The sequence below is a fragment of the Arthrobacter koreensis genome (assembly GCF_009193255.1).
Taxonomy (GTDB): Bacteria; Actinomycetota; Actinomycetes; order Actinomycetales; family Micrococcaceae; genus Arthrobacter_B; species Arthrobacter_B koreensis.
On record NZ_WACG01000003.1, the window covers coordinates 121,196 to 139,630 of the forward strand.

The 18,435-nt window shown below is 66.7% G+C and carries 24 protein-coding genes; 5 read left to right on the forward strand and 19 right to left on the reverse strand.

All coding sequences use genetic code 11. From position 1 onward, the window contains the following. The first annotated feature begins 12 nt into the window (after positions 1-12). The 4 genes from GD628_RS10510 to fabF all read left to right on the forward strand — a co-directional run bounded on the left by GD628_RS10510 (position 13) and on the right by fabF (position 3,692). Positions 13-969, forward strand: coding sequence for an ACP S-malonyltransferase (locus tag GD628_RS10510; protein WP_152274685.1), 957 nt, complete (start codon positions 13-15; stop codon positions 967-969). Then, the gene (locus GD628_RS10515) at positions 966-2,027 is read left to right on the forward strand and encodes a beta-ketoacyl-ACP synthase III (RefSeq protein ID WP_091604067.1); all 1,062 of its coding nucleotides are present in this window, start codon (positions 966-968) and stop codon (positions 2,025-2,027) included. The genes GD628_RS10510 and GD628_RS10515 overlap by 4 nt, the downstream gene beginning before the upstream one ends. 79 nt (positions 2,028-2,106) lie before the next feature. Next, positions 2,107-2,352, forward strand: coding sequence for an acyl carrier protein (locus GD628_RS10520; protein ID WP_055240832.1), 246 nt, complete (start codon positions 2,107-2,109; stop codon positions 2,350-2,352). Positions 2,353-2,450: 98 nt separating this feature from the next. After that, the gene (gene fabF, locus GD628_RS10525; protein ID WP_091604064.1) at positions 2,451-3,692 is read left to right on the forward strand and encodes a beta-ketoacyl-ACP synthase II; all 1,242 of its coding nucleotides are present in this window, start codon (positions 2,451-2,453) and stop codon (positions 3,690-3,692) included. Positions 3,693-3,775: 83 nt separating this feature from the next. On the opposite strand, the gene GD628_RS10530 is transcribed toward fabF, so the two are convergent. From GD628_RS10530 to GD628_RS10560, 7 genes are all read right to left on the reverse strand, one after another. Then, on the reverse strand, positions 3,776-4,279 hold the full coding sequence (locus GD628_RS10530; protein ID WP_091604061.1) for a DUF3145 domain-containing protein: 504 nt from the start codon (positions 4,277-4,279) through the stop codon (positions 3,776-3,778). A gap of 207 nt (positions 4,280-4,486) precedes the next feature. Then, positions 4,487-5,374 (reverse strand): tyrosine recombinase XerC, encoded by an 888-nt coding sequence (locus GD628_RS10535; protein WP_091605817.1) that lies wholly within the window; start codon positions 5,372-5,374, stop codon positions 4,487-4,489. 162 nt (positions 5,375-5,536) lie between these two features. Then, positions 5,537-6,061, reverse strand: a complete 525-nt coding sequence (locus GD628_RS10540) for a methylated-DNA--[protein]-cysteine S-methyltransferase (protein ID WP_152274686.1) — start codon at positions 6,059-6,061, stop codon at positions 5,537-5,539. A gap of 1 nt (position 6,062) precedes the next feature. Next, positions 6,063-7,370, reverse strand: a complete 1,308-nt coding sequence (locus tag GD628_RS10545) for a DNA-processing protein DprA (protein WP_152274687.1) — start codon at positions 7,368-7,370, stop codon at positions 6,063-6,065. Continuing rightward, positions 7,367-8,911, reverse strand: coding sequence for a YifB family Mg chelatase-like AAA ATPase (locus GD628_RS10550; RefSeq protein ID WP_152274688.1), 1,545 nt, complete (start codon positions 8,909-8,911; stop codon positions 7,367-7,369). The genes GD628_RS10545 and GD628_RS10550 overlap by 4 nt, the downstream gene beginning before the upstream one ends. After that, positions 8,911-9,270: a YraN family protein gene (locus GD628_RS10555; RefSeq protein WP_152274689.1), complete on the reverse strand. Its 360-nt coding sequence runs from the start codon at positions 9,268-9,270 to the stop codon at positions 8,911-8,913. Before GD628_RS10555 ends, GD628_RS10550 begins: the two co-directional genes overlap by 1 nt. A gap of 118 nt (positions 9,271-9,388) precedes the next feature. Then, complete coding sequence (locus tag GD628_RS10560) at positions 9,389-10,027, reverse strand: hypothetical protein (protein ID WP_152274690.1); 639 nt, start codon at positions 10,025-10,027, stop codon at positions 9,389-9,391. A 51-nt stretch (positions 10,028-10,078) separates the two neighbouring features. Between GD628_RS10560 and GD628_RS10565 the strand changes: the two genes are divergently transcribed. Then, a complete protein-coding gene (locus GD628_RS10565) occupies positions 10,079-10,696 on the forward strand; it encodes a GNAT family N-acetyltransferase (protein ID WP_152274691.1) in 618 nt (205 codons plus the stop codon). Here the strand turns inward: GD628_RS10565 and GD628_RS10570 are convergent. The 12 genes from GD628_RS10570 to GD628_RS10625 all read right to left on the reverse strand — a co-directional run bounded on the left by GD628_RS10570 (position 10,693) and on the right by GD628_RS10625 (position 18,387). Continuing rightward, the gene (locus tag GD628_RS10570; RefSeq protein ID WP_091604041.1) at positions 10,693-11,016 is read right to left on the reverse strand and encodes a DUF2469 domain-containing protein; all 324 of its coding nucleotides are present in this window, start codon (positions 11,014-11,016) and stop codon (positions 10,693-10,695) included. The two genes, GD628_RS10565 and GD628_RS10570, sit on opposite strands and share 4 nt — an antisense overlap. Positions 11,017-11,023: 7 nt before the next feature. Then, positions 11,024-11,824, reverse strand: a complete 801-nt coding sequence (locus GD628_RS10575) for a ribonuclease HII (protein ID WP_420837572.1) — start codon at positions 11,822-11,824, stop codon at positions 11,024-11,026. After that, positions 11,821-12,600, reverse strand: coding sequence for a signal peptidase I (gene lepB, locus GD628_RS10580; protein ID WP_226802486.1), 780 nt, complete (start codon positions 12,598-12,600; stop codon positions 11,821-11,823). The genes GD628_RS10575 and lepB (GD628_RS10580) overlap by 4 nt, the downstream gene beginning before the upstream one ends. Positions 12,601-12,611: 11 nt before the next feature. Beyond that, entirely contained in the window at positions 12,612-13,259 is a 648-nt protein-coding gene (lepB, locus tag GD628_RS10585; protein WP_091605811.1) for a signal peptidase I, read from the reverse strand. A gap of 62 nt (positions 13,260-13,321) precedes the next feature. After that, the gene (gene rplS, locus GD628_RS10590; RefSeq protein WP_091604035.1) at positions 13,322-13,681 is read right to left on the reverse strand and encodes a 50S ribosomal protein L19; all 360 of its coding nucleotides are present in this window, start codon (positions 13,679-13,681) and stop codon (positions 13,322-13,324) included. Between the two features lie 230 nt (positions 13,682-13,911). Next, entirely contained in the window at positions 13,912-14,700 is a 789-nt protein-coding gene (gene trmD, locus GD628_RS10595; RefSeq protein WP_152274692.1) for a tRNA (guanosine(37)-N1)-methyltransferase TrmD, read from the reverse strand. Beyond that, on the reverse strand, positions 14,701-15,237 hold the full coding sequence (gene rimM / locus GD628_RS10600; protein WP_091604030.1) for a ribosome maturation factor RimM: 537 nt from the start codon (positions 15,235-15,237) through the stop codon (positions 14,701-14,703). A 133-nt stretch (positions 15,238-15,370) separates the two neighbouring features. Next, positions 15,371-15,613, reverse strand: a complete 243-nt coding sequence (locus GD628_RS10605) for an RNA-binding protein (RefSeq protein WP_091604027.1) — start codon at positions 15,611-15,613, stop codon at positions 15,371-15,373. 1 nt (position 15,614) lies between these two features. Beyond that, positions 15,615-16,022: a 30S ribosomal protein S16 gene (rpsP, locus tag GD628_RS10610; RefSeq protein WP_055240818.1), complete on the reverse strand. Its 408-nt coding sequence runs from the start codon at positions 16,020-16,022 to the stop codon at positions 15,615-15,617. 219 nt (positions 16,023-16,241) lie between these two features. Continuing rightward, entirely contained in the window at positions 16,242-17,129 is an 888-nt protein-coding gene (locus GD628_RS10615) for a VOC family protein (RefSeq protein ID WP_152274693.1), read from the reverse strand. A 48-nt stretch (positions 17,130-17,177) separates the two neighbouring features. Further along, complete coding sequence (locus tag GD628_RS10620; RefSeq protein ID WP_091604021.1) at positions 17,178-17,681, reverse strand: GNAT family N-acetyltransferase; 504 nt, start codon at positions 17,679-17,681, stop codon at positions 17,178-17,180. After that, a complete protein-coding gene (locus tag GD628_RS10625; protein ID WP_152274694.1) occupies positions 17,674-18,387 on the reverse strand; it encodes an alpha/beta fold hydrolase in 714 nt (237 codons plus the stop codon). The genes GD628_RS10620 and GD628_RS10625 overlap by 8 nt, the downstream gene beginning before the upstream one ends. Positions 18,388-18,435 lie beyond the last annotated feature (48 nt).

Here is an 18,435-nt window from a genome sequence, read left to right on the forward strand (position 1 = left end):
AAAGCTTGTTACGTGCTAGCAATCGTCTGCCCCGGCCAGGGGTCACAAACGCCAGGCTTCCTTGCTCCGTGGCTGGAACTGCCCGGGGTACGGGAGCACCTCGAAGCGCTCTCCGACGCCGCGGGGCTAGACCTCGTAGCGCACGGCACCGTCTCCGACGAAGAGACCATCAAGGACACCGCCGTAGCGCAGCCGCTGATCGTGGCGGCTGGGCTTGTAGCCGCCCGCCAGCTTCTCGACACCGGCGCCCTCACCGCAGCAACCGTCGTCGCCGGCCATTCGGTGGGCGAGATCACCGCCGCCGCAGTCGCAGGTGCCCTTACCGAGGATGACGCCGTGACCTTCGTTCGGGAGCGCGCCAACGCGATGGCACGCGCTGCCGCTGCAGCGCCCACCGGCATGAGCGCGGTGCTTGGCGGCGACCCCGACGACGTCGCGCAGGTCCTTGCCGGCCTGGGCCTCACCGCGGCGAACGCCAACGGCGGCGGCCAGGTCGTGGCAGCGGGCACGCTGGAACAGCTGGCGGAGCTGACTGCCAATCCCCCCGCCAAGGCACGCGTCATTCCCCTGAAGGTCGCGGGAGCCTTCCACACTTTCCATATGGAACCGGCGCTCAGCGTCCTGGAAGCGCTGCGGCCCTCCCTGTCCCCCGCAGAGCCCCTGCCCACGCTGCTCTCGAATTTCGACGGCGCCGCCGTGGTAAGCGGCGAGGCCAACCTGGACAGCCTGATCGCCCAGGTCTCCCGCCCGGTCCGGTGGGACGCCTGCATGGAGACCATGACAGGCATGGGAGTCACCGGCATACTGGAACTTCCTCCTGCCGGCACGCTGACCGGACTCGCCAAGCGCGGCATGCGCGGTGTGCCCTCCCTGGCCCTGAAGTCCCCCGAAGACCTCGCCGCTGCCCGTGCCTTCGTGGCCGAGCACTCCGGCGCGGCAGCAGTTACAACCCAAGAAGGTAATGCGTGAGCACGCCCACCCTGAAGCAAGCCCCCGTCAACGAGTTCAGCCGGATCCACGGTCTGGGCGCGTTCCGCCCGGACGTGATCGTCAGCAACGAGGACGTGTGCCAGTGGATCGAGTCCTCCGACGAGTGGATCCGCCAGCGCACGGGCATCGTCACCCGCCACCGGGCTGACAAAGGCACCTCCGTGGTGGACATGGCGGAGCTGGCCGGGCGCGATGCACTGTCCCACGCCGGCATCGACGGTTCGGAACTCGACGCCGTCATCGTCTCCACCGTGACCCACCCCTTCGCCACGCCGTCGGCAGCTGCGCAGGTCGCCGACAGGCTCGGAGCGACTCCCGCCCCCGCCTACGACGTCTCAGCCGCCTGCGCAGGCTACTGCTACGGCATTGCCCAGGCAGATGCACTGGTCCGCTCGGGTGCCGCCAAGTACGTGCTGGTCGTCGGCGTCGAAAAGCTTTCCGATTTCATCGACAACACCGAGCGCACCATTTCGTTCCTTCTCGGCGACGGCGCAGGCGCCGTTGTTGTGGGACCCTCTGACACTCCCGGAATCGGTCCGTCGGTCTGGGGCTCGGACGGAAGCAAGTCCGGTGCGATTGGCATGACACATTCAATGCTCGAAATCCGCGAGCTTTCACTTGCGGCCGAAGCCGACGGCGAGCTGCCGGCTTCCGTGCTGGCCGAGCGGGAAACCAAGTTGTGGCCCACCCTGCGCCAGGACGGCCAGACCGTATTCCGCTGGGCTGTCTGGGAGATGGCCAAAGCCGCACAGCAGGCTCTCGACGCCGCCGGCGTGACGGCGGAGGATCTCTCGGCCTTCGTCCCGCACCAGGCCAACATGCGGATTATCGATGAGATGGCCAAGCAGCTGAAGCTGCCGGAGTCCGTGGTTATCGCCCGGGACATCGCCGACGCCGGCAACACCTCGGCCGCTTCGATTCCGCTGGCCACGCACCGGCTGCTTGCCGAGCATCCCGACCTCAGCGGAAAACTGTCGCTGCAGATCGGCTTCGGCGCCGGGCTGGTGTTTGGCGCACAGGTAGTAGTCCTCCCCTAGTTTGCAAGACCACACCGCCTGCGGCGGTTGGAAAACCCATACCGGTCCAGCACCGGTACCACCGAAAAAAGGAGCCCCCATGGCTAGCAACGAAGAAATCCTGGCCGGTCTCGCCGAGATCGTGAACGAGGAAACCGGCCTGGCCCCCGAGGCCGTTGAGCTGGACAAGTCCTTCACGGATGACCTGGACATCGACTCCATCTCGATGATGACCATCGTGGTCAACGCCGAGGAGAAGTTCGGCGTTCGCATCCCCGACGAAGAGGTCAAGAACCTCAAGACCGTTGGCGACGCCGTCGACTTCATCTCCAACGCCCAGGCGTAGTTCGTGAAGGGCGGCCGCTGCGGCGGCCGCCCTTTCCAGTACTACCCGCTGCACCAGCAACCAGGTGCGCCCCCCAAATTTTCCCAAGAGAGTGAATCATGGCCCGCAAAGTAGTCATTACCGGCCTCGGCGCGACAACGCCGATCGGCGGAGATGTCCCGACCATGTGGAAGAACGCCCTGGTGGGCGTCTCCGGTGCCCGCACCCTCGAAGACGACTGGGTCGAGAAGTACTCCCTGCCGGTCACCTTCGCCGCACGTGTTTCCACGCCTGCCACTGAGGTCCTCTCCCGGGTGGAAGCCAAGCGCATGGACCCGTCTACCCAGTTCGCCGTTGTTGCCTCCCGGGAAGCATGGGCCGATTCCGGGCTGGATGACGCCGAGATTGACCACGACAGGCTGGCTGTTTCCTTCGCCACGGGGATCGGCGGTGTCTGGACCCTGCTCGACGCGTGGGACACTCTGCGCGAGAAGGGTCCGCGGCGGGTGCTGCCCATGACCGTTCCCATGCTGATGCCAAACGGCCCGGCCGCGGCGGTCAGCCTGGACCTGGGCGCCCGTGCGGGAGCGCACACGCCGGTTTCCGCCTGCGCCTCCGGTACCGAATCCCTGCACCAGGGCCTCGAACTGATCCGTTCCGGCAAGGCGGACGTCGTCGTCTGCGGCGGCGCCGAAGCTGCCATCCACCCCATGCCGCTGGCGTCCTTCGCCTCAATGCAGGCACTGTCCCGCCGCAACGACGATCCCGAGCGCGCATCACGCCCCTATGACAAGGACCGCGACGGCTTCGTCATGGGTGAAGGCGCAGGCGCCCTTGTCCTCGAGGCCGAGGAACACGCGCTGGCCCGCGGCGCACGCATTTACGCCGAACTGGCCGGTACGGCAGTCACGGCGGATGCCTACCACATCACCGCCCCGGACCCCGAAGGACTCGGTGCCACCCGCGCACTGAAGGCAGCTATGTACGACGCACGGGCCCAGGCCGAAGACGTGGTGCACGTCAATGCCCATGCCACCTCCACGCCGGTTGGCGACAAGCCCGAGTACACCGCGCTGAAGTCCGCCCTTGGCGCCCACGTGGACAACGTGGCGGTCTCCGCCACCAAGTCCCAGACCGGCCACCTGCTGGGCGCGTCCGGCGCCGTCGAAGCGGTACTGACGGCCATGGCGGTCTACACGCGGCAGGCACCGGCGACGATCAACCTGGACAACCAGGATCCCGAGATTCCGCTGGACGTGGTGACCACGGCCCGCGACCTGCCCTCGGGTGACATCGTGGCTCTGAACAACTCGTTCGGCTTCGGCGGACACAACGCCGTCGTAGCGCTGCGAAGCCACTAGTTCCGCAGCGAAAAGGCCGGGTCCCTGTCAGGGACCCGGCCTTTTTTGCTGCGGAAGAATGTTGCGGAGCGCGCTCCGGAGGATCAGCCCACCTGGTGGAGCCAGCGCACGGGCGCACCGTCTGCGGCGTGGCGGAAGGGCTCCAGTTCGTCGTCCCAGGCTTCGCCGAGTGCCAGCGAGAGCTCGTGGTACACGGCAGCCGGATCGCCGGCCCCGTTTTCGTAGGCATACCGGATACGGTCCTCAGAGACCATGATGTTGCCGTGGACATCCGTGGTGGCGTGGAAAATGCCGAGTTCAGGGGTGTGCGACCAGCGGCTTCCGTCGGCACCTGCGCTGGGCTCTTCGGTGACCTCGTAGCGGAGGTGGGCCCAACCGCGCAGCGCCGAGGCAAGCAGCGATCCGGTGCCCTGTGCCCCCGCCCATGCAAGCTCGGCCCGGACCATGCCCGGAGCCGCCGGCTGAGGGGTCCACTCGAAATCCGTCCGCTTTTCAACGACGGATTCGATGGCCCACTCGATATGAGGGCACAACGCAGAAGGGGCTGAGTGCACGAACAATACGCCGTGCGCCATCACAACAGTCATTCCATCCTCCGTAGCTGTAGGTGCGTCTTCCCCAACGACCTGCATGGACGGGATGGTTCCTGAAGTTCCAAGCCCTGAAGCTCTCGTTGCCTGCATACTTATGAGCTGCCAGCCGAGACCTAGCATCATTGTGCCGCATGTTACGCAATTACGCCAATGAAACTACTTGGTTGTAAGTGCTTTCTTCCCGGAGGCGCTGGGGCACCCCTAGGCCCTGGGGTGCGCCTGCTGGTAACTCCTGCGAAGCCGGTCCACGGAGACGTGTGTGTACAGCTGGGTGGTGGCAAGGCTGCTGTGCCCCAGGAGCTCCTGCACGCTGCGAAGGTCCGCTCCCCCATCCAGGAGATGGGTGGCAGCGCTATGGCGAAGGGCATGCGGTCCGCTTGCCGATGTATCCCCCAGTGCCTCGAAGAGCGCGGCTGTGACGCCCCGGACCTGCCGCTGGTCTATCCGTCCGCCGCGCTGGCCGAGGAACAGCGCAGGACCGCTGGATTCCCTGGCCAGTGCGGGCCGGCCGCGCCGCAGCCAGTCGTCGACGGCGAGCGCCGCGGGCAGCCCATAGGGCACGGTCCTTTCCTTGTTTCCCTTGCCCACGACGCGCAGGGTTCGCCTGTCCTGGTCCAGATCGTCCACGTCCAGGCTGGCGAGTTCCCCCACCCGAATGCCTGTGGCGTACAGCAGCTCAACCAGGGCACGGTCCCGCAGCGCAAGGGGGCCGCCCTCAGCGGCTGCCTCGGCGAGGGTTCCAAACAGGGCATCAATCTGCGCGGGACGGAGAACTCCGGGCAGGGTTTTGGTTCTTTTGGGCGCCTTGAGCCGCAGGGCCGGATCGGCCGGTATCAGTTCTTCCCGCAGCGCCCAGCCGGTGAAGGAACGCGCCGTCGCGGCACGCCGGGCGATGGTGGCGCGGGCCTGCCCGGAGTCGCTCAGCTGGCCGAGCCAGCTGCGCAGGACGGACAGGTCAATCTCGGCGAGCCTGTTGAGGCCCAGTCCGGCGGCAAAGTCCAGCAGCGATGCGACGTCGCCTTCGTAGGCCCGGACGGTGTGTTCCGAACGCGCGCGTTCCGAGGCCAGGTAACTGCAGAAACCTTCCAGGGCACGGGTGTACTCGGCCGGACGTGCTGCCGGCGGCTGGGTACGGCTGCCGTCTGGCTTGGAGTTGCTGGAATTGCCCACGGGTCCACCTTCGCCGCTTTACCCCGTTGCATCAAGCAGGCACACCGGACCCCGCGCCATGCCGGCGCAGCGGACCCCGCGCTAGGCGGGCACACCGGCGCCGGAACACTGCTGCCGGAGCACCTCGTTCGCGGGCGCTGCTTCGAGCTCCAGGAGCGCCCGCTTGGCGTCAATGCCTGCCGAATACCCGGTGAGTGCGCCCTTGGTGCCTACCACCCGGTGAGTCGGTATGACGATGCCCACCGCGTTGCGCGCAAGTGCGGCACCGACTCCGCGGGCCTTGGACGCATCGCCCAGCGCCATGGCGAGCTGCTTGTAGGTTCTCGTCTGGCCGTAGGGAATCGCCTGGACTGCGCGCCAGACCTGTTCCTGGAACGGTGTTCCCTTTTGGGACACCGGCAGATCGAAGCAGCACCGACGTCCGGCGAAGTACTCTTCGAACTGCCGTTCGACTGTTTCGAACCCGTCTTCCGCGGCCAGTCCCAACCGCGCGGTGTGCTGCGGCAGGAAGTCGGTCGGCGACGCCTCGACACCAATGAGCATTCCGTCTTCTGCAACAAGCGTCAGGATGCCCAGCGGCGAGTAGATGACTTTGTGGGTGCGCATATCAGTCTCCTTTGAATGGCGGTCTGGTGGTTGACGGATGTACCGGGGGCCGCTCGCCGCGTTGCCACAGGCCGTCCCCTGTCCTCCGGGCGAGCCCGGAGAGCTCAAGCCGTGCAAGTCCTGCGCGGACGGCGGCAGCGCCGAGTCCGGCTACGGCCGAAAGTTTCTGCGGCGATACGGCTTTGCGCAGCGGCAGGGCGTCCAGCAGGAGGACGTCTTCGACGGACAGGCCGTCGTGATCCGCAGGTACGCCCGCGCGGTCCCGGCCACCGTCGTCCTCAGATGCCAGGGCAAAGGGGTTGGCAAGTTCCAGGGCTTCCGCCGCGTCAGTCACACAGACCGCGCTGCCGTCACGCAGGAGCCGGTGGCACCCGGCAGAATTGGCTGAGTAGACGGACCCGGGCACCGCGCCTACTCCCCTGCCCAGCTCCGCTGCGTGATGAGCCGTATTCAGGGCGCCGGAACGCCAGCGCGCCTCCACCACCACCGTGGCCGCGGCAAGTGCCGCGATGATGCGGTTGCGCTGCAGGAAGCGCCACCGGGTGGGGGCGGAACCCGGTGGAACTTCACTCAGGATGAGGCCGGTTTCAGCCACGGCCCGCAGCAGGTCATCATTCCCGGCGGGATACAACCGGTCCACGCCGCCGGCCAGCACCGCCAGGGTAGACGTTTCGGTGCTGCCCCCGGCGGAGGGACGGATGCCGTCGGGGGCAGCACGCTTATCGGAACCGGTCCGGCTTCCACCCACGGCGAGAGCAGAGCGGTGGGCTTGCGCATCGATGCCGTAGGCGCCGCCGGAGATCACGGTCCGGCCGCGCTGGACAAGACCGGCGGAAAGGTCGCCCGTGGTCGCCAGCCCGTATGATGTGGCGTCACGTGAGCCCACCAGTGCCAGGCACTGCCCCAGTTCCGGGATGGTTCCCTGACCACGGCTCCACAAACAGAACGGCATCGACTGGCCCAGGTCAGCCAGCGCGGCAGGCCAGTCACTATCCTCGGGAACGAGCATCCTGCCGCCAAAACGATGCACAGTCTGCAAATCCCGCTGCGGCGCCAGGTCTGCGGTGCGGGGCAGCCACCGTGCGAGTGCCTCAGCAAAGACGCGGTCCGTGCCGCGCACACCCCGTTCCTCCAGCAGGGACTCCATGTCCCGGCGCAGTGTTGTTCCGGCGCGCTGGCGGCCTGATGCCACGAGTGCCGCCGTTTCCGGGCCTGCGGCCGCCACCAGGGCCTGCCCAACAGTATCCGAGGGCTCAATGAGCCGTGACAGGGCAGCCCGTGCCAACAAGACAGGTTCGACATGGCTCATGCCGCCACCGCCTGCTGCCGGAACCCCAGCGCCTGGCCGATGTCATCTGCGTCGGGGTAACCGTGGCCCGCCAGGTCCGCTACTGACCAGGCCACGCGCAGCACGCGGTCGTAGCCTCGCGCAGTCAGCGTCTGCCGGTCCAAGGCCCTGTCCAGGGCTGCGGTGCTGTTCCGGGGCGGGCGGAGAACGCCGCGCAGCACGGCCCCGGGCACCTCGGCATTGGTGTCGCAGCCCAGCGGGCCCAGCCGCTCCTGCTGCAGATCGCGTGCCTGTGCCACCCTGGCGGCAACATGACGGCTGGGTTCCGCTGTTCCTGCTGCAGCGAAGTCCTGCAGGGAGACGCGCCGGATCTCCAGCTGCAGGTCCACCCGGTCCAGGAGCGGGCCGGACAGCCTGCTGAAGTAACGGCGGCGCTGCTGCGGTGTGCAGGTGCATTCGGTGCCCTTGCCGCTGGCCAGTCCGCAGGGGCACGGGTTGGCCGCAAGCACCAGCTGGAACCGCGCGGGGTACACGGCGGTTCCAGCCGCCCGGTGCAGCACGAGCCGCCCGCTTTCCAGGGGCTGGCGGAGGGCGTCGAGCACACGCGCGTCGTATTCCGGAGCCTCATCCAGGAACAGCACTCCCCGGTGGGCCCGGGACGCTGCTCCCGGCCGTGGAACTCCGCTGCCGCCGCCGATGACGGCCGCGGCAGTTGCCGTGTGGTGGGGGCTTTCAAAGGGAGGACGCCGAATCAGGCTTTCGCAGTGCGAGGTTTGGCCGCTGACGGAGTGAATAGCTGTCACTTCCATCGCCGGTCCGTCCGGCAGATCCGGCAGCAGGCCGGGAAGCCGTTCTGCGAGCATGGTCTTGCCCGCGCCGGGGGGTCCTGTCATGAGCAGATGGTGGGCACCGGCCGCAGCGACTTCGAGGGCGAACCGCGCCTCGTCCTGCCCGGCAATATCCGCCAGGTCGAGCCCGGGTCGGACTGCCGGGGCATCCTCGGGATTTCCCGGCGCGGGCCTGGTGTCTTCCACGGGGAAGACCAAGCTGTCCGGGCGGGCGCCGAATGTATGGGCAACCTCAGCCAGGGACGCGAATCCGCGTACCTGTGCCCCCGGTACAAGGCCGGCCTCGGCGACATTGTCTGCCGCAACGGCGATGTCCGGGTAGCCTGCTTCAACTGCCGCCATGACGGAAGGCAGCACTCCACGCAGCGGCCGCAGCCGTCCGTCGAGTCCAAGCTCCGCCAGGAAAACGGTCCTGCCGGTCTGCCGGACGTCTCCGGCGGCAGCGAGCGCGGCCATGACGATCGCAAGGTCGAACCCGGAACCCCGTTTGTGCACGTCCGCGGGCATCAGGTTCACCGTGATCTTCCTGCGGCTCAGGGGCAGTCCGGCATTCTTTGCAGCCGATTTCACCCGGTCCCGGGATTCATTCAGCGACGCGTCGGGGAGCCCCAGCAGAATGAACGCAGGCAGCGACTGACCGATATCCGCCTCAACCTCGACAATCCGCCCTTCCAACCCGATGAGCCCAACCCCGTACGTTCGTCCCAGGCCCATCAGCCGATCCCCTTCAGGTGCTCGATGACCGGCGGCTGATTTCCCCCGGGCAGCAGGACGGACACCGCGTCTACCCGCCAGCTGCTCCGTGCCGCGGGATGGTCCCGGGTCCACGCTGCGGCCAACAGGTACAGCCGGGCAAGTTTGGCGGCGCTGACGGCTTCGAAGGGATGCCCGTAGTCCAGGGATGAACGGGTCTTCACCTCGGCAATGACCAGTGTGCTGCCGTCCCTCGCCACCACATCGATCTCCCCCTGCCGGCAGCGCCAGTTTCGTTCCAGGACTTCATACCCGGCGGAGGAAAGGTACCGGGCGGCCAGCTCCTCACCGTTGCGGCCCAGCAGGTCTTTGGCTTTCATGCACTGAGTCTGTGCCGGCACCGGGCCAGGTGCTGCCCGAGGAACGACGTGTGTGGAGACCGGCCGGTCCGCGGCGGTGCCGTACGCCTCCTGTGCAGGACAGGAGATGAAGTCCCGATCAGGTCCGGTACAGGACAGGCAGCGGTCTCAGGCGCAGTGCCTGCGGTGTCACCGCGGGCAGCTGGGCACCGGATGGCGGATGGAACCCGTGCAGGATGCTGACGTGCGGCCGGAGCACTGCCGAGAACGACAGGGCAGGATCCTGCGCCGCATATGCCGAAGGGTCCGGGACCCGGCACGCAGCCAGGAAATCAAGGAGAAGCCCGTAGAGACCGGCGTGCACCTGATCCAATTCCGCGGTGGAACGAAACTCGACCGCCAGGGTGGACCCATTGATTCCGAACCCGGTCAACGCGAGGGGGAAAAGCAGGACGTCTCTCTCCGGGAGGGCCATCTTCGTCGCAGTGAGATAGGACTCTAGTGCCCGGCCGAACTCAGCCCTGGAAACCCCCGTGCTGTCCGCCAGCCGGGCGTACGCTTCGTCGGCCTTGCCGAAATGGATCAGCGTCAGGTGCAGCCGGCCCGGACTCACGGGACGGGCGCGGGGCGCCAGGACGCGCGCGGCGGACTGGAGCCGGACCAGCTCGGCCAGCCCGGCGGCGTCGGGCTTTAGCTGGGCGTAGAGGCGGACTCCGTCCAGCGCAGGCGGAAGGCCCTGGAACTCCCCGGACAGTGGATCAGGTGCAGCGGCTGCCATCTAGGCAGTCTAAGATGCCGCCGCACGAGGTCGGCGCGGTACCTTGGGAAAATGGTGTTCCAGATCCCGCTGCTGCAGGATGAGTCGCTGCTGCTCCGGCCGCATCGCACGGCTGACGCGGACGCCGTCGTCGCGCGGTCGAGGGACCCGCTGACAATCGCCTGGACCACGGTGCCGCTGGATTACACCCGGGACATGGCCCTGAATTACATCGCCGCCGTGGGTGTACCACAGCAGGACACCATCTCCTGGGCACTTGAACTGAGCGGGCAGTACGCCGGGAGCATCGACCTGCGCTGGCAGGGTGCCGGAACCGGCGGGCTCGGGTTTGTTACTTCGCCGGAGTACCGCGGCCGCGGTCTGATGAGCCGGGCGGTCCGCCTCGCCGTGTCCTATGCGTTCGACGCCCTTGGCTGGGAAGCACTGAACTGGACGTCGAACGTCGGTAACCTGGGCAGCTACAAGGCCGTGTGGCGCAATGGTTTTCCGCTGCCCGTCACCGTTCCGCGGCTGCTGGCCCATCGGGGGGAGATGGTCGACGGCTGGTTCTCCGAACTGGACGCGGCCGCACCGCGGATCCCGCGGATCCTGTGGAGCGACGCGGTGGCACTGCTGCCGCACGTCCCGCAGGCGCCGCCCGGAGACAGGCGCCCGCTGGAAGCGGACTAACCGAGCTCGTCGGCCTTGGGCAGCGTCAGGTCGTCATTGCGGGCGAGCTCTTCCACGTTGACGTCCTTGAACGTGATGACGCGGACGCTTTTGACGAACCGGGCGGAACGGTACACGTCCCAGACCCAGGCGTCCTGCAAGGTCAGGTCAAAGTAGATTTCACCGTCGGCACTGCGTGCCTGAAGGTCCACATGGTTCGCCAGGTAGAAGCGCCGTTCGGTTTCCACCACGTAGCTGAACAGCCCCACAACATCGCGGTATTCGCGGTAGAGCTGCAGCTCCATGTCTGTCTCGTAGTTCTCAAGATCCTCTGCGCTCATGGGACCATCATCCCCCAAGCGGGCCGGCTGCGGGGCCATCCTGCGGCGACCGTGCCGTTCCCAGCCGCCAGGACAGCCGATGCAGCGGGGACGGTCCCAGCGTGTCGATCGCTGCCCGGTGGGCTTCGGTGGCGTACCCCTTGTTGATCTCCCAGCCGTAGGCGGGATGCTCGGCGGCGTATTGGACCATCATTTCATCGCGTTCCACCTTCGCCAGGACCGACGCCGCAGCCACGCTCAGGCAGGTCATGTCCGCCTTGATGCGGGTATGGACCGGTGCGGTACAGGCAGCGTCGTCAACCTCGTCCGGCTCGTCGAACAGGCTTCCCTGCAGTTCGGGCGAAAGCCAGTTGTGGTTTCCGTCCAGGAGCACGACGTCGGGTATGAGCGTCTCGCTCACCTGCGTCCAGGCGCGCGTCCCGGCCAGGCGCAGGGCACCCATAAGGCCAAGCAGGTCTATTTCGGCGGCGCTGGCGTGGCCAACACCCCAGGCAGGGCACCATTTTTTGATCTTCGGAACAAGCGTCTGCCGGTCGGCCGGCGTCAGCAGCTTGCTGTCCCGCACGCCCTTCAGCGCGCGGACAGACTCCAGCTGGACGGCTACCAGGCCCACGCTGACGGGTCCGGCAAGCGCTCCACGGCCCACTTCGTCGCAGCCGGCCAGCACTCGGTGGCCCAGGGCAGCGAAGGAGCGCTCATGGCGCAGGGTCGGTCCTTTCGCTGCCGTGCGGGTGCGTTGAGGGCGGGTGCTTTTCGTTGCGCCGGTCCCGGCAGGAATGGGCAGCACCGGCGTCTGCTGGGAAGTCACTTCGAGGCCGTCTGCGCCCCGGACGGTTCGGGAACGTTTTCAAAGACCTCAGGGTAGCTGCCGATGAATCCGGCGCGGCTCAGGGGCCAGGCGATCACCGCCGCCTTTCCTTCAATGTCTTCGATGTTGATGAAACCGCCATTGGGCCCGTTCTGGTGCTCCCGGGAATCCGCGGAGGCATTGCGGTGGTCGCCCATGACCCAGACCTTGCCTTCCGGCACCACTACGTCGAACGGGGTGTCCGAAGGCTGCGCCCCGGGATAGATATACGGCTCGTCCAGCGCTTCGCCGTTGACTGTGACCTTGCCGTCGGCATCGCAGCACGCCACGTGGTCTCCGGGCATGCCTATGATCCGCTTGACCAGGTGCTGTTCGGATTCGTCCGGCAGCAGGCCCACGAAGGTGAGCGCGTCCGCAATGAAGTTACGGTCGTTTTCCTGCGCTGCCGGCAGCCAGGCCTGCGTGTCCTTGAAGACCACCACGTCGCCGCGGGAAAGGTCGAACGGCTCGGGAACCAGCAGGTTCACGAAGATCCGGTCATCGATTTCGAGAGTCTCTTCCATGGACCCCGACGGGATGAAGAAAGCCCGGAAGAGGAACGTCTTGATCAGGAAGGAGAGCAGCAGGGCGATCACCACAATGATGACAACCTCGCGCAGCCAGGCGCCGAAGCCCCGCTTCTTGCCGTCCTTGCCCTTGGCATGGGAGGCGCGGTGCTGCGCTTCACCGGCGTTGGAGTCCCCGTTTGCGGGGTCGTCCGGGAAGTCCTGCGCCATGTGTGTTCCTCTTATTCCACGAATTGCCATACGGTGTCCAACTCTAGTCGTTCAATGCCCGTAGTTCTGTCGAACGGCCAAAGGATTCGCTGCGCACGGCCGATCACCCGGTCCTCCGGAATCAGTCCGCCTCCGGGCGCGCCGAGCAGCGTCCTTGAATCGGCTGAATCCGAGCGGTGGTCGCCCAGAAGCCACAGCCGGCCTTCCGGTACAACGACGTCGAACGGCATTTCGCTCCCGCGGTCACCGGGGAAGAGATAAGGCTCACGGATGGGCTGTCCGTTCACGGTCAACCCGCCCCCGTCGGTGCAGCAGGCCACCCGGTCGCCGGGCACGCCGATGACACGCTTGATGTAGACGGTGTCGCTGCCCGCCAGGCCCAGCCACTGCGCGGCGGCGTCAGCGGCCTGCTTCAGCGCTGGATCCGAACTGTGCAGGGGTGCCAGCGAACCGCGCCCGTCAAAGACGACGACGTCGCCGCGCTGGATCTCCGAGCCCCGGTACTCGGTGCGGGAAACCAGCACCCGGTCCCCCGGCTCCAGCAGCGGCTGCATTGAGTCCGAGGGAATGTAATAGACGTCGAAGATGAAAGCCCGGACCAGGCCTGCGAGGACAACTGCCCCCGCCAGGGCCCAGAGCACAAAACGCCAGCCCGCAATGGACCGGCGTTTTGTGTGTTTCCGGGGTCCAGCCCCGTCCGCGGATGTCTGCGGCAAGAAAATTACTTGGCGGGACGGAAGTCGCGCTTTTCCTTGATCTTGGCAGCCTTGCCCCGCAGGTCGCGCATGTAGTACAGCTTGGCGCGGCGGACGTCACCACGGGTGACAACCTCGATCTTGTCGATGACCGGGGAGTGCACCGGGAAGGTACGCTCCACGCCGACGCCGAAGCTGACCTTGCGGACCGTGAAGGTCTCGCGCAGGCCGTCGCCCTGGCGCTTCATGACGAAGCCCTGGAAGACCTGAACACGGGTGTTCTTGCCTTCAACGATGTTGACGTGAACCTTGACGGTGTCACCGGCGCGGAACTCGGGGATGTCCGAACGCAGCGAGGCTGCGTCGAGGGAATCTAGGATGTGCATTGTTACTCACTCCTGGTGAACGCCACAGGTCATTCACTTTGGTCACGGCGGCAAGGGTGGACCCAAGCGGTGCACAGATGCTGCCGAAGCTGTGAAACCGGCGTTCCGGGAATCGGTTGCCGGTGTGCCTTGCCTGTTGGCCTCGCTCCCCCTGTGGCAGGTGCGGACCCAGATGACACAACTACCCATTGTGCCACAGTGCCGGCGGGCGCCACCAATCGGCGGCGGGGTCAGGACTGCGGCAGGACTGCTTCCGCCGACACCTTCCAGCCGAGGCCCGCGAGCGTTGCCTTGTCCGCCTTGTCCAGCGTGGAGGGGTCCAGCCTTGCGATGAGGTCCGGCCGCCGTTCAGAGGTCCGGCGGAGCTGTTCGTCGCGCCGGAAGCGCGCAATTTTCGCATGGTTGCCGCTGAGCAGCACCTCGGGAATCGGCCGCTCACGCCACTGCGAGGGCTTGGTGTACACGGGGTATTCCAGCAGCCCGTCGGAGTGGGATTCCTCAACCAGGGATTCGGGATTCCCGACGACGCCGGGGACCAGCCTGCCAATGGCTTCAACCATGGCCAGCACCGCCACTTCACCGCCGTTCAGGACGTAGTCCCCCAGGCTCATTGGCCGAACGTCAAAGTGCTCCCCTGCCCATTCCAGCACCCGCTCATCGATGCCTTCATACCGGCCGCAGGCAAAGACCAGGTGGTCTTCGGCTGCCAGCTCGTAGGCAGTCTGCTGGGTGAAGACCTCCCCGGCCGGCGAGGGAACGATCAGGGTGGGGCGCGCACGTTCCTCCGCGGCGCCGTCGAGCGCCGTACCCAGGGCCTGCGCCCACGGTTCCGGCTTCATCACCATGCCCGCGCCGCCGCCGTAGGGCGTGTCATCGACGGTGCGGTGCCGGTCGTCAGTGAAGTCACGCAGGTCCCTGACGCGCACGTCGAGCAGGCCGTCCTGCCGGGCCTTGCCGATCAGGGAAAGATCGAGCGCGGCAAGGTATTCCGGGAAAATGGAGAAAACGTCAATGCGCACTTAGCGCCCGTCCTTGCCGGTGTCGGGCAGGTTTAGTTCGAACAGCCCGTCGGGCGGAGTCAGCAGCACGTAACCGTCTTGCGTGTTTACCTCGGGGACGATCGCTTCGACGAAGGGCACCAGGATTTCCTGGCCCCTGGTGTCTTCGACGATCAGCAGGTCCTGGACGGTGAGGGTGCGCAGGGCGGTGACGGTGCCTACGACGTCGTTGCCCACCTTGGCTTTGAGGCCCACCAGTTCGTGCTCGTACCAGCCCTCCGCGTCGTCGTCCTCGTCCGCTTCCTCGGTGTCGATGAAGAGCTTGGCCCCGCGGAGTTCCTCGGCGCCGTTGCGGTCTTCAACTTCCTCGAATCCGAGCAGCAGGATGTCCTTGTTCCAGCGGGCGCTGAGAACGGTGAGCGGTCCTTTGCCAGCCGGCTCCACGGTCAGCACGGCTCCGGGCGCGAACCTGTCCTCCGGGGCATCGGTCAGCACCTGGACGGTCACCTCGCCCCGAATACCGTGAGGCTTGCCGATGCGTGCCACCTGTAACTGCATGGATTCTCCTTGGGTCGGTCTGGGCGCGGCGGAAATGGCCGGAGCCTAAAAAACATCCGGCCCCTTCACCATTATCTGGTGCCGGGGCCGGATGCTAGGAAACTGCTGTGTACTGCTGGGAATTGCTGGTGCGTCAGCGGCGGCGGTCGGTGTCGACGACGTCGACACGCACTGCCTCGCTGCCGGCCAGGGCGGAAATCACCGTGCGCAGTGCGCGGGCGGTGCGTCCCTGGCGGCCGATTACACGGCCCAGATCGTCCTGGTGAACTCGGACCTCGAGGGTTTCCCCGCGGCGGTTGTTCTTGGCGGACACCTTGACGTCCTCAGGGGAGTCAACGATGCCGCGCACGAGGTGCTCCAGCGCTTCGGCCAGCAATCTACTCAGCCTCAGCCTCGGTGGAAGCGGCTTCTGCCTCTTCCTTCTTGGCCTTCGGGGTGATTGCTTCGGGAACGATCACGGACTTCTTCTCGGGAGCCACGAAGGGCTCCTTCGGAGCCTTGGTACGCAGGGTACCTTCCTGGCCGTCGATGTTCTTGAACTTCTGCCAGTCACCGGTGATCTTCAGCAGTGCTGCGACCTGCTCGGTCGGCTGGGCGCCGACGCCGAGCCAGTACTGCGCACGGTCGGACTTGATGTCGATGTACGACGGCTCCTCGGTCGGACGGTAGAGTCCGATTTCCTCGATGGCACGGCCATCGCGCTTGGCACGGGAATCCATGACAACAACGCGGTAGTGTGCTGAGAACTTCTTGCCGAGGCGCTTAAGGCGAATCTTTACGGCCACTTTTGTGGTCACTCCTGATCTGAAATGGGGCGAACCCGAACTTCTGCTCCCGTGGGGCGGGCCATAACGTTTGGGGTTCAAAAGGACAAGATGCTGCACGGAGAGAGGGGCCACGCAGATCGAGTACCTGTCCATTGTGCCAGATGACTCAGCGTTTTGCGACTCGTGGCGCCCGCACGGACCGCACCCGGACCCGGGGCGGCTCCGCGGCCCGCCGAGCTACGCGGCGGCGACCCGGATCCGGTTGCGCCAGGGGTCCTCGAAGCGCAGTTCAGCTCCGGTGTGGTGGCTGGAAACGCCGGCGGACTTCAGCCGGTCAGCGAGGGCTCCGACGTCGTCCACGCCGGGGACGGTGATCAGCACTTCGCCCAGCCCCAGGGTGTCCCGGCGCGGCCCTGCCCCTCGGCTGTTCCAGACGTTCATCGCCATGTGGTGGTGATAGCCGCCTGCGGAAACGAACAGCGCCTGGCCGTGGAAGTCCGCGGTCCGTTCGAACCCAAGGGTATTCACGTAGAACGCTGCGGCTGTGGCCGTGTCACCCACCTGCAGGTGGACGTGCCCGACGCCGGCGCCGGCCACTGCAGTCCGGGCCATCGCCTCCTCGCTCAGGTGGGTGCGGAAGTACTGCTGCGGCGGCAGTGACAATGACGCCATGCGGACTGTGCGGCCCTGCGGCGCGTCATCCCAGGCCCAGTCTTCGCGTGGCCGGTCCCAGTAGAGCTCAATGCCGTTGCCTTCAGGGTCGGTGAAGTAGAACGCCTCGCTGACGAGGTGGTCGGCGCTGCCAACGTAGGCTGATGGATCAAACTGTGCCGCCAGGGCCACGGTGGCAGCCAGGTCAGCCTGCGTGTCAAAAAGGATTGCCGTGTGGAACAGGCCGGCCTCGCCGCGGGAAGGAACCTGCAGGCCAGCAGCCGGTGCCAGATGCACCAGGGGCACCGCACCGCGGCCCAGGTAGAGTCCGCCGTCGGCCTCCGCCACAGTCTCCAGGCCAAGCGCCCGGCGGTAGTAGGTGGAGACTTTGTCCATATCCCCCACCTTGAGCATGACGGTTCCCATGGCAAGGTTCGCCGGCAACAGGTCCTGGGAATTTACTTGAAGGTTCATGTATTCGACTTTACTTGAAGCTTCAGCTAATTTCCAGTGCTCTTCCGTTTAGGACTGCGGAGTCAGGTCAAAGCACATGGCTACGCGTTCTCCGATGCGGTCCAGCCCAAGTTCCGCTTCGTGCTCACGCACCCGCGCCAGCTCTCCCGACGGTTGAACGACGGCGAATCCGCAACTGCTGTAGAAGGGCGCGTTGAACGGGACCCGGGCAAAGGTGCACAGCGTCAGTGCCGGATATCCGGCCTCCCGCGACCACCTCACGGCGGCTTCCACCAGGGCCCGCCCCAACCCGGCACGGGCAGCAGCGGGGTGGACGGAAAGCTGCTCCAGGTGCGCGCAGCCGCCAACTTCCTCCAGCCGGACGAAGGCAACCGGTGGCTCCCCGGCAACCAGCACTTTCCGGGCCGCGGCCAGCTCCTGAGGGTCGGCGGGCCCGGGGAGGGGAAGGTCACCGCGGATCTCGGGCCTTCCGAAAAGCAGGGTGTCCGACGCCGCCTCCACCTCCGGAAGCAGTACCAGGTCCGCCGCCCCGGCGTCGCGGATCCTAGGCACAGCCGACCGTTTCCCCAGCGGCGGCCCGGGCCAGGAAAGCCGTGATCGCGTCTTGTCCCTCGGCGGTGTCCTGCGGCCTGTGGTTGCCGCCTACGGGCCGGTGTTCGGCACCCGTAGAGGCCAGGAAGGCGGCAACTTCCTCGTAAAGCGGCTCCCACTCCCCTGTCAGCACCAGAGTGGGAACGCCGGGAACAATGTCCAGCGGAGCGTCCCACGGCGGCGACTGCAGGCGCTGCCGTCCGGCGGCGCGGGGATCGTTGCCGGGGTCGGGTACGGATTCGGCCGAGACCACCAGGCGCTTGTACTCCCGGCTGTATTCTTCGTCAGTGAGATCCGCCGCAGCCCGGAAAAGCGGGTCCAGCAGGGCCCGGCGGGCGTTGGTTGCCGGAAGCTCGCGTGTGAGGGAGAAAACCGCGGGCTCGCACAGGATCAGGGAATGGACCCGGGCGGGAGCGCTGACCGCCGCCATCATCGCGGACACTGCGCCTTCGGCGTGGGCCACCACGTGCCCGCCGCTGCCGAGAGCTGAGAGGATCGCCGCGGTGTCCGCGGCGTGGTCCGTCGGGGACGGCGGAACCTGGAGCCCGTACCCGGAGCGGCGGAGGAAGAGGCAGTCCCAGCTGCGGGCCAGGGCATGCTGGCCCGGCCAGGCCGCTGCACCGAACCGGCCCGCACCGTGGACAAAGACAATGCGTTGCTGAGCCATTGAACCAGCCTATCCCCCGCCACCCCCTGCGAATGCGCACGGCCGGTC

Coding starts and splice junctions, on each gene's coding strand:
- GD628_RS10560 (WP_152274690.1), bottom strand. CDS start 10,027: ATGGCAGCCGCTGCACCTGATCCACTGTCCGGGGAGTTCCAGGGCCTT.
- fabF (WP_091604064.1), top strand. CDS start 2,451: ATGGCCCGCAAAGTAGTCATTACCGGCCTCGGCGCGACAACGCCGATC.
- GD628_RS10565 (WP_152274691.1), top strand. CDS start 10,079: ATGGTGTTCCAGATCCCGCTGCTGCAGGATGAGTCGCTGCTGCTCCGG.
- rplS (WP_091604035.1), bottom strand. CDS start 13,681: ATGCACATCCTAGATTCCCTCGACGCAGCCTCGCTGCGTTCGGACATC.
- GD628_RS10520 (WP_055240832.1), top strand. CDS start 2,107: ATGGCTAGCAACGAAGAAATCCTGGCCGGTCTCGCCGAGATCGTGAAC.
- GD628_RS10625 (WP_152274694.1), bottom strand. CDS start 18,387: ATGGCTCAGCAACGCATTGTCTTTGTCCACGGTGCGGGCCGGTTCGGT.
- GD628_RS10615 (WP_152274693.1), bottom strand. CDS start 17,129: ATGAACCTTCAAGTAAATTCCCAGGACCTGTTGCCGGCGAACCTTGCC.
- GD628_RS10555 (WP_152274689.1), bottom strand. CDS start 9,270: ATGAAAGCCAAAGACCTGCTGGGCCGCAACGGTGAGGAGCTGGCCGCC.
- lepB (WP_226802486.1), bottom strand. CDS start 12,600: ATGGCGCAGGACTTCCCGGACGACCCCGCAAACGGGGACTCCAACGCC.
- rimM (WP_091604030.1), bottom strand. CDS start 15,237: ATGCAGTTACAGGTGGCACGCATCGGCAAGCCTCACGGTATTCGGGGC.
- GD628_RS10550 (WP_152274688.1), bottom strand. CDS start 8,911: ATGGGCCTGGGACGAACGTACGGGGTTGGGCTCATCGGGTTGGAAGGG.
- GD628_RS10530 (WP_091604061.1), bottom strand. CDS start 4,279: ATGACTGTTGTGATGGCGCACGGCGTATTGTTCGTGCACTCAGCCCCT.
- GD628_RS10540 (WP_152274686.1), bottom strand. CDS start 6,061: ATGCGCACCCACAAAGTCATCTACTCGCCGCTGGGCATCCTGACGCTT.
- GD628_RS10570 (WP_091604041.1), bottom strand. CDS start 11,016: ATGAGCGCAGAGGATCTTGAGAACTACGAGACAGACATGGAGCTGCAG.
- GD628_RS10545 (WP_152274687.1), bottom strand. CDS start 7,370: ATGAGCCATGTCGAACCTGTCTTGTTGGCACGGGCTGCCCTGTCACGG.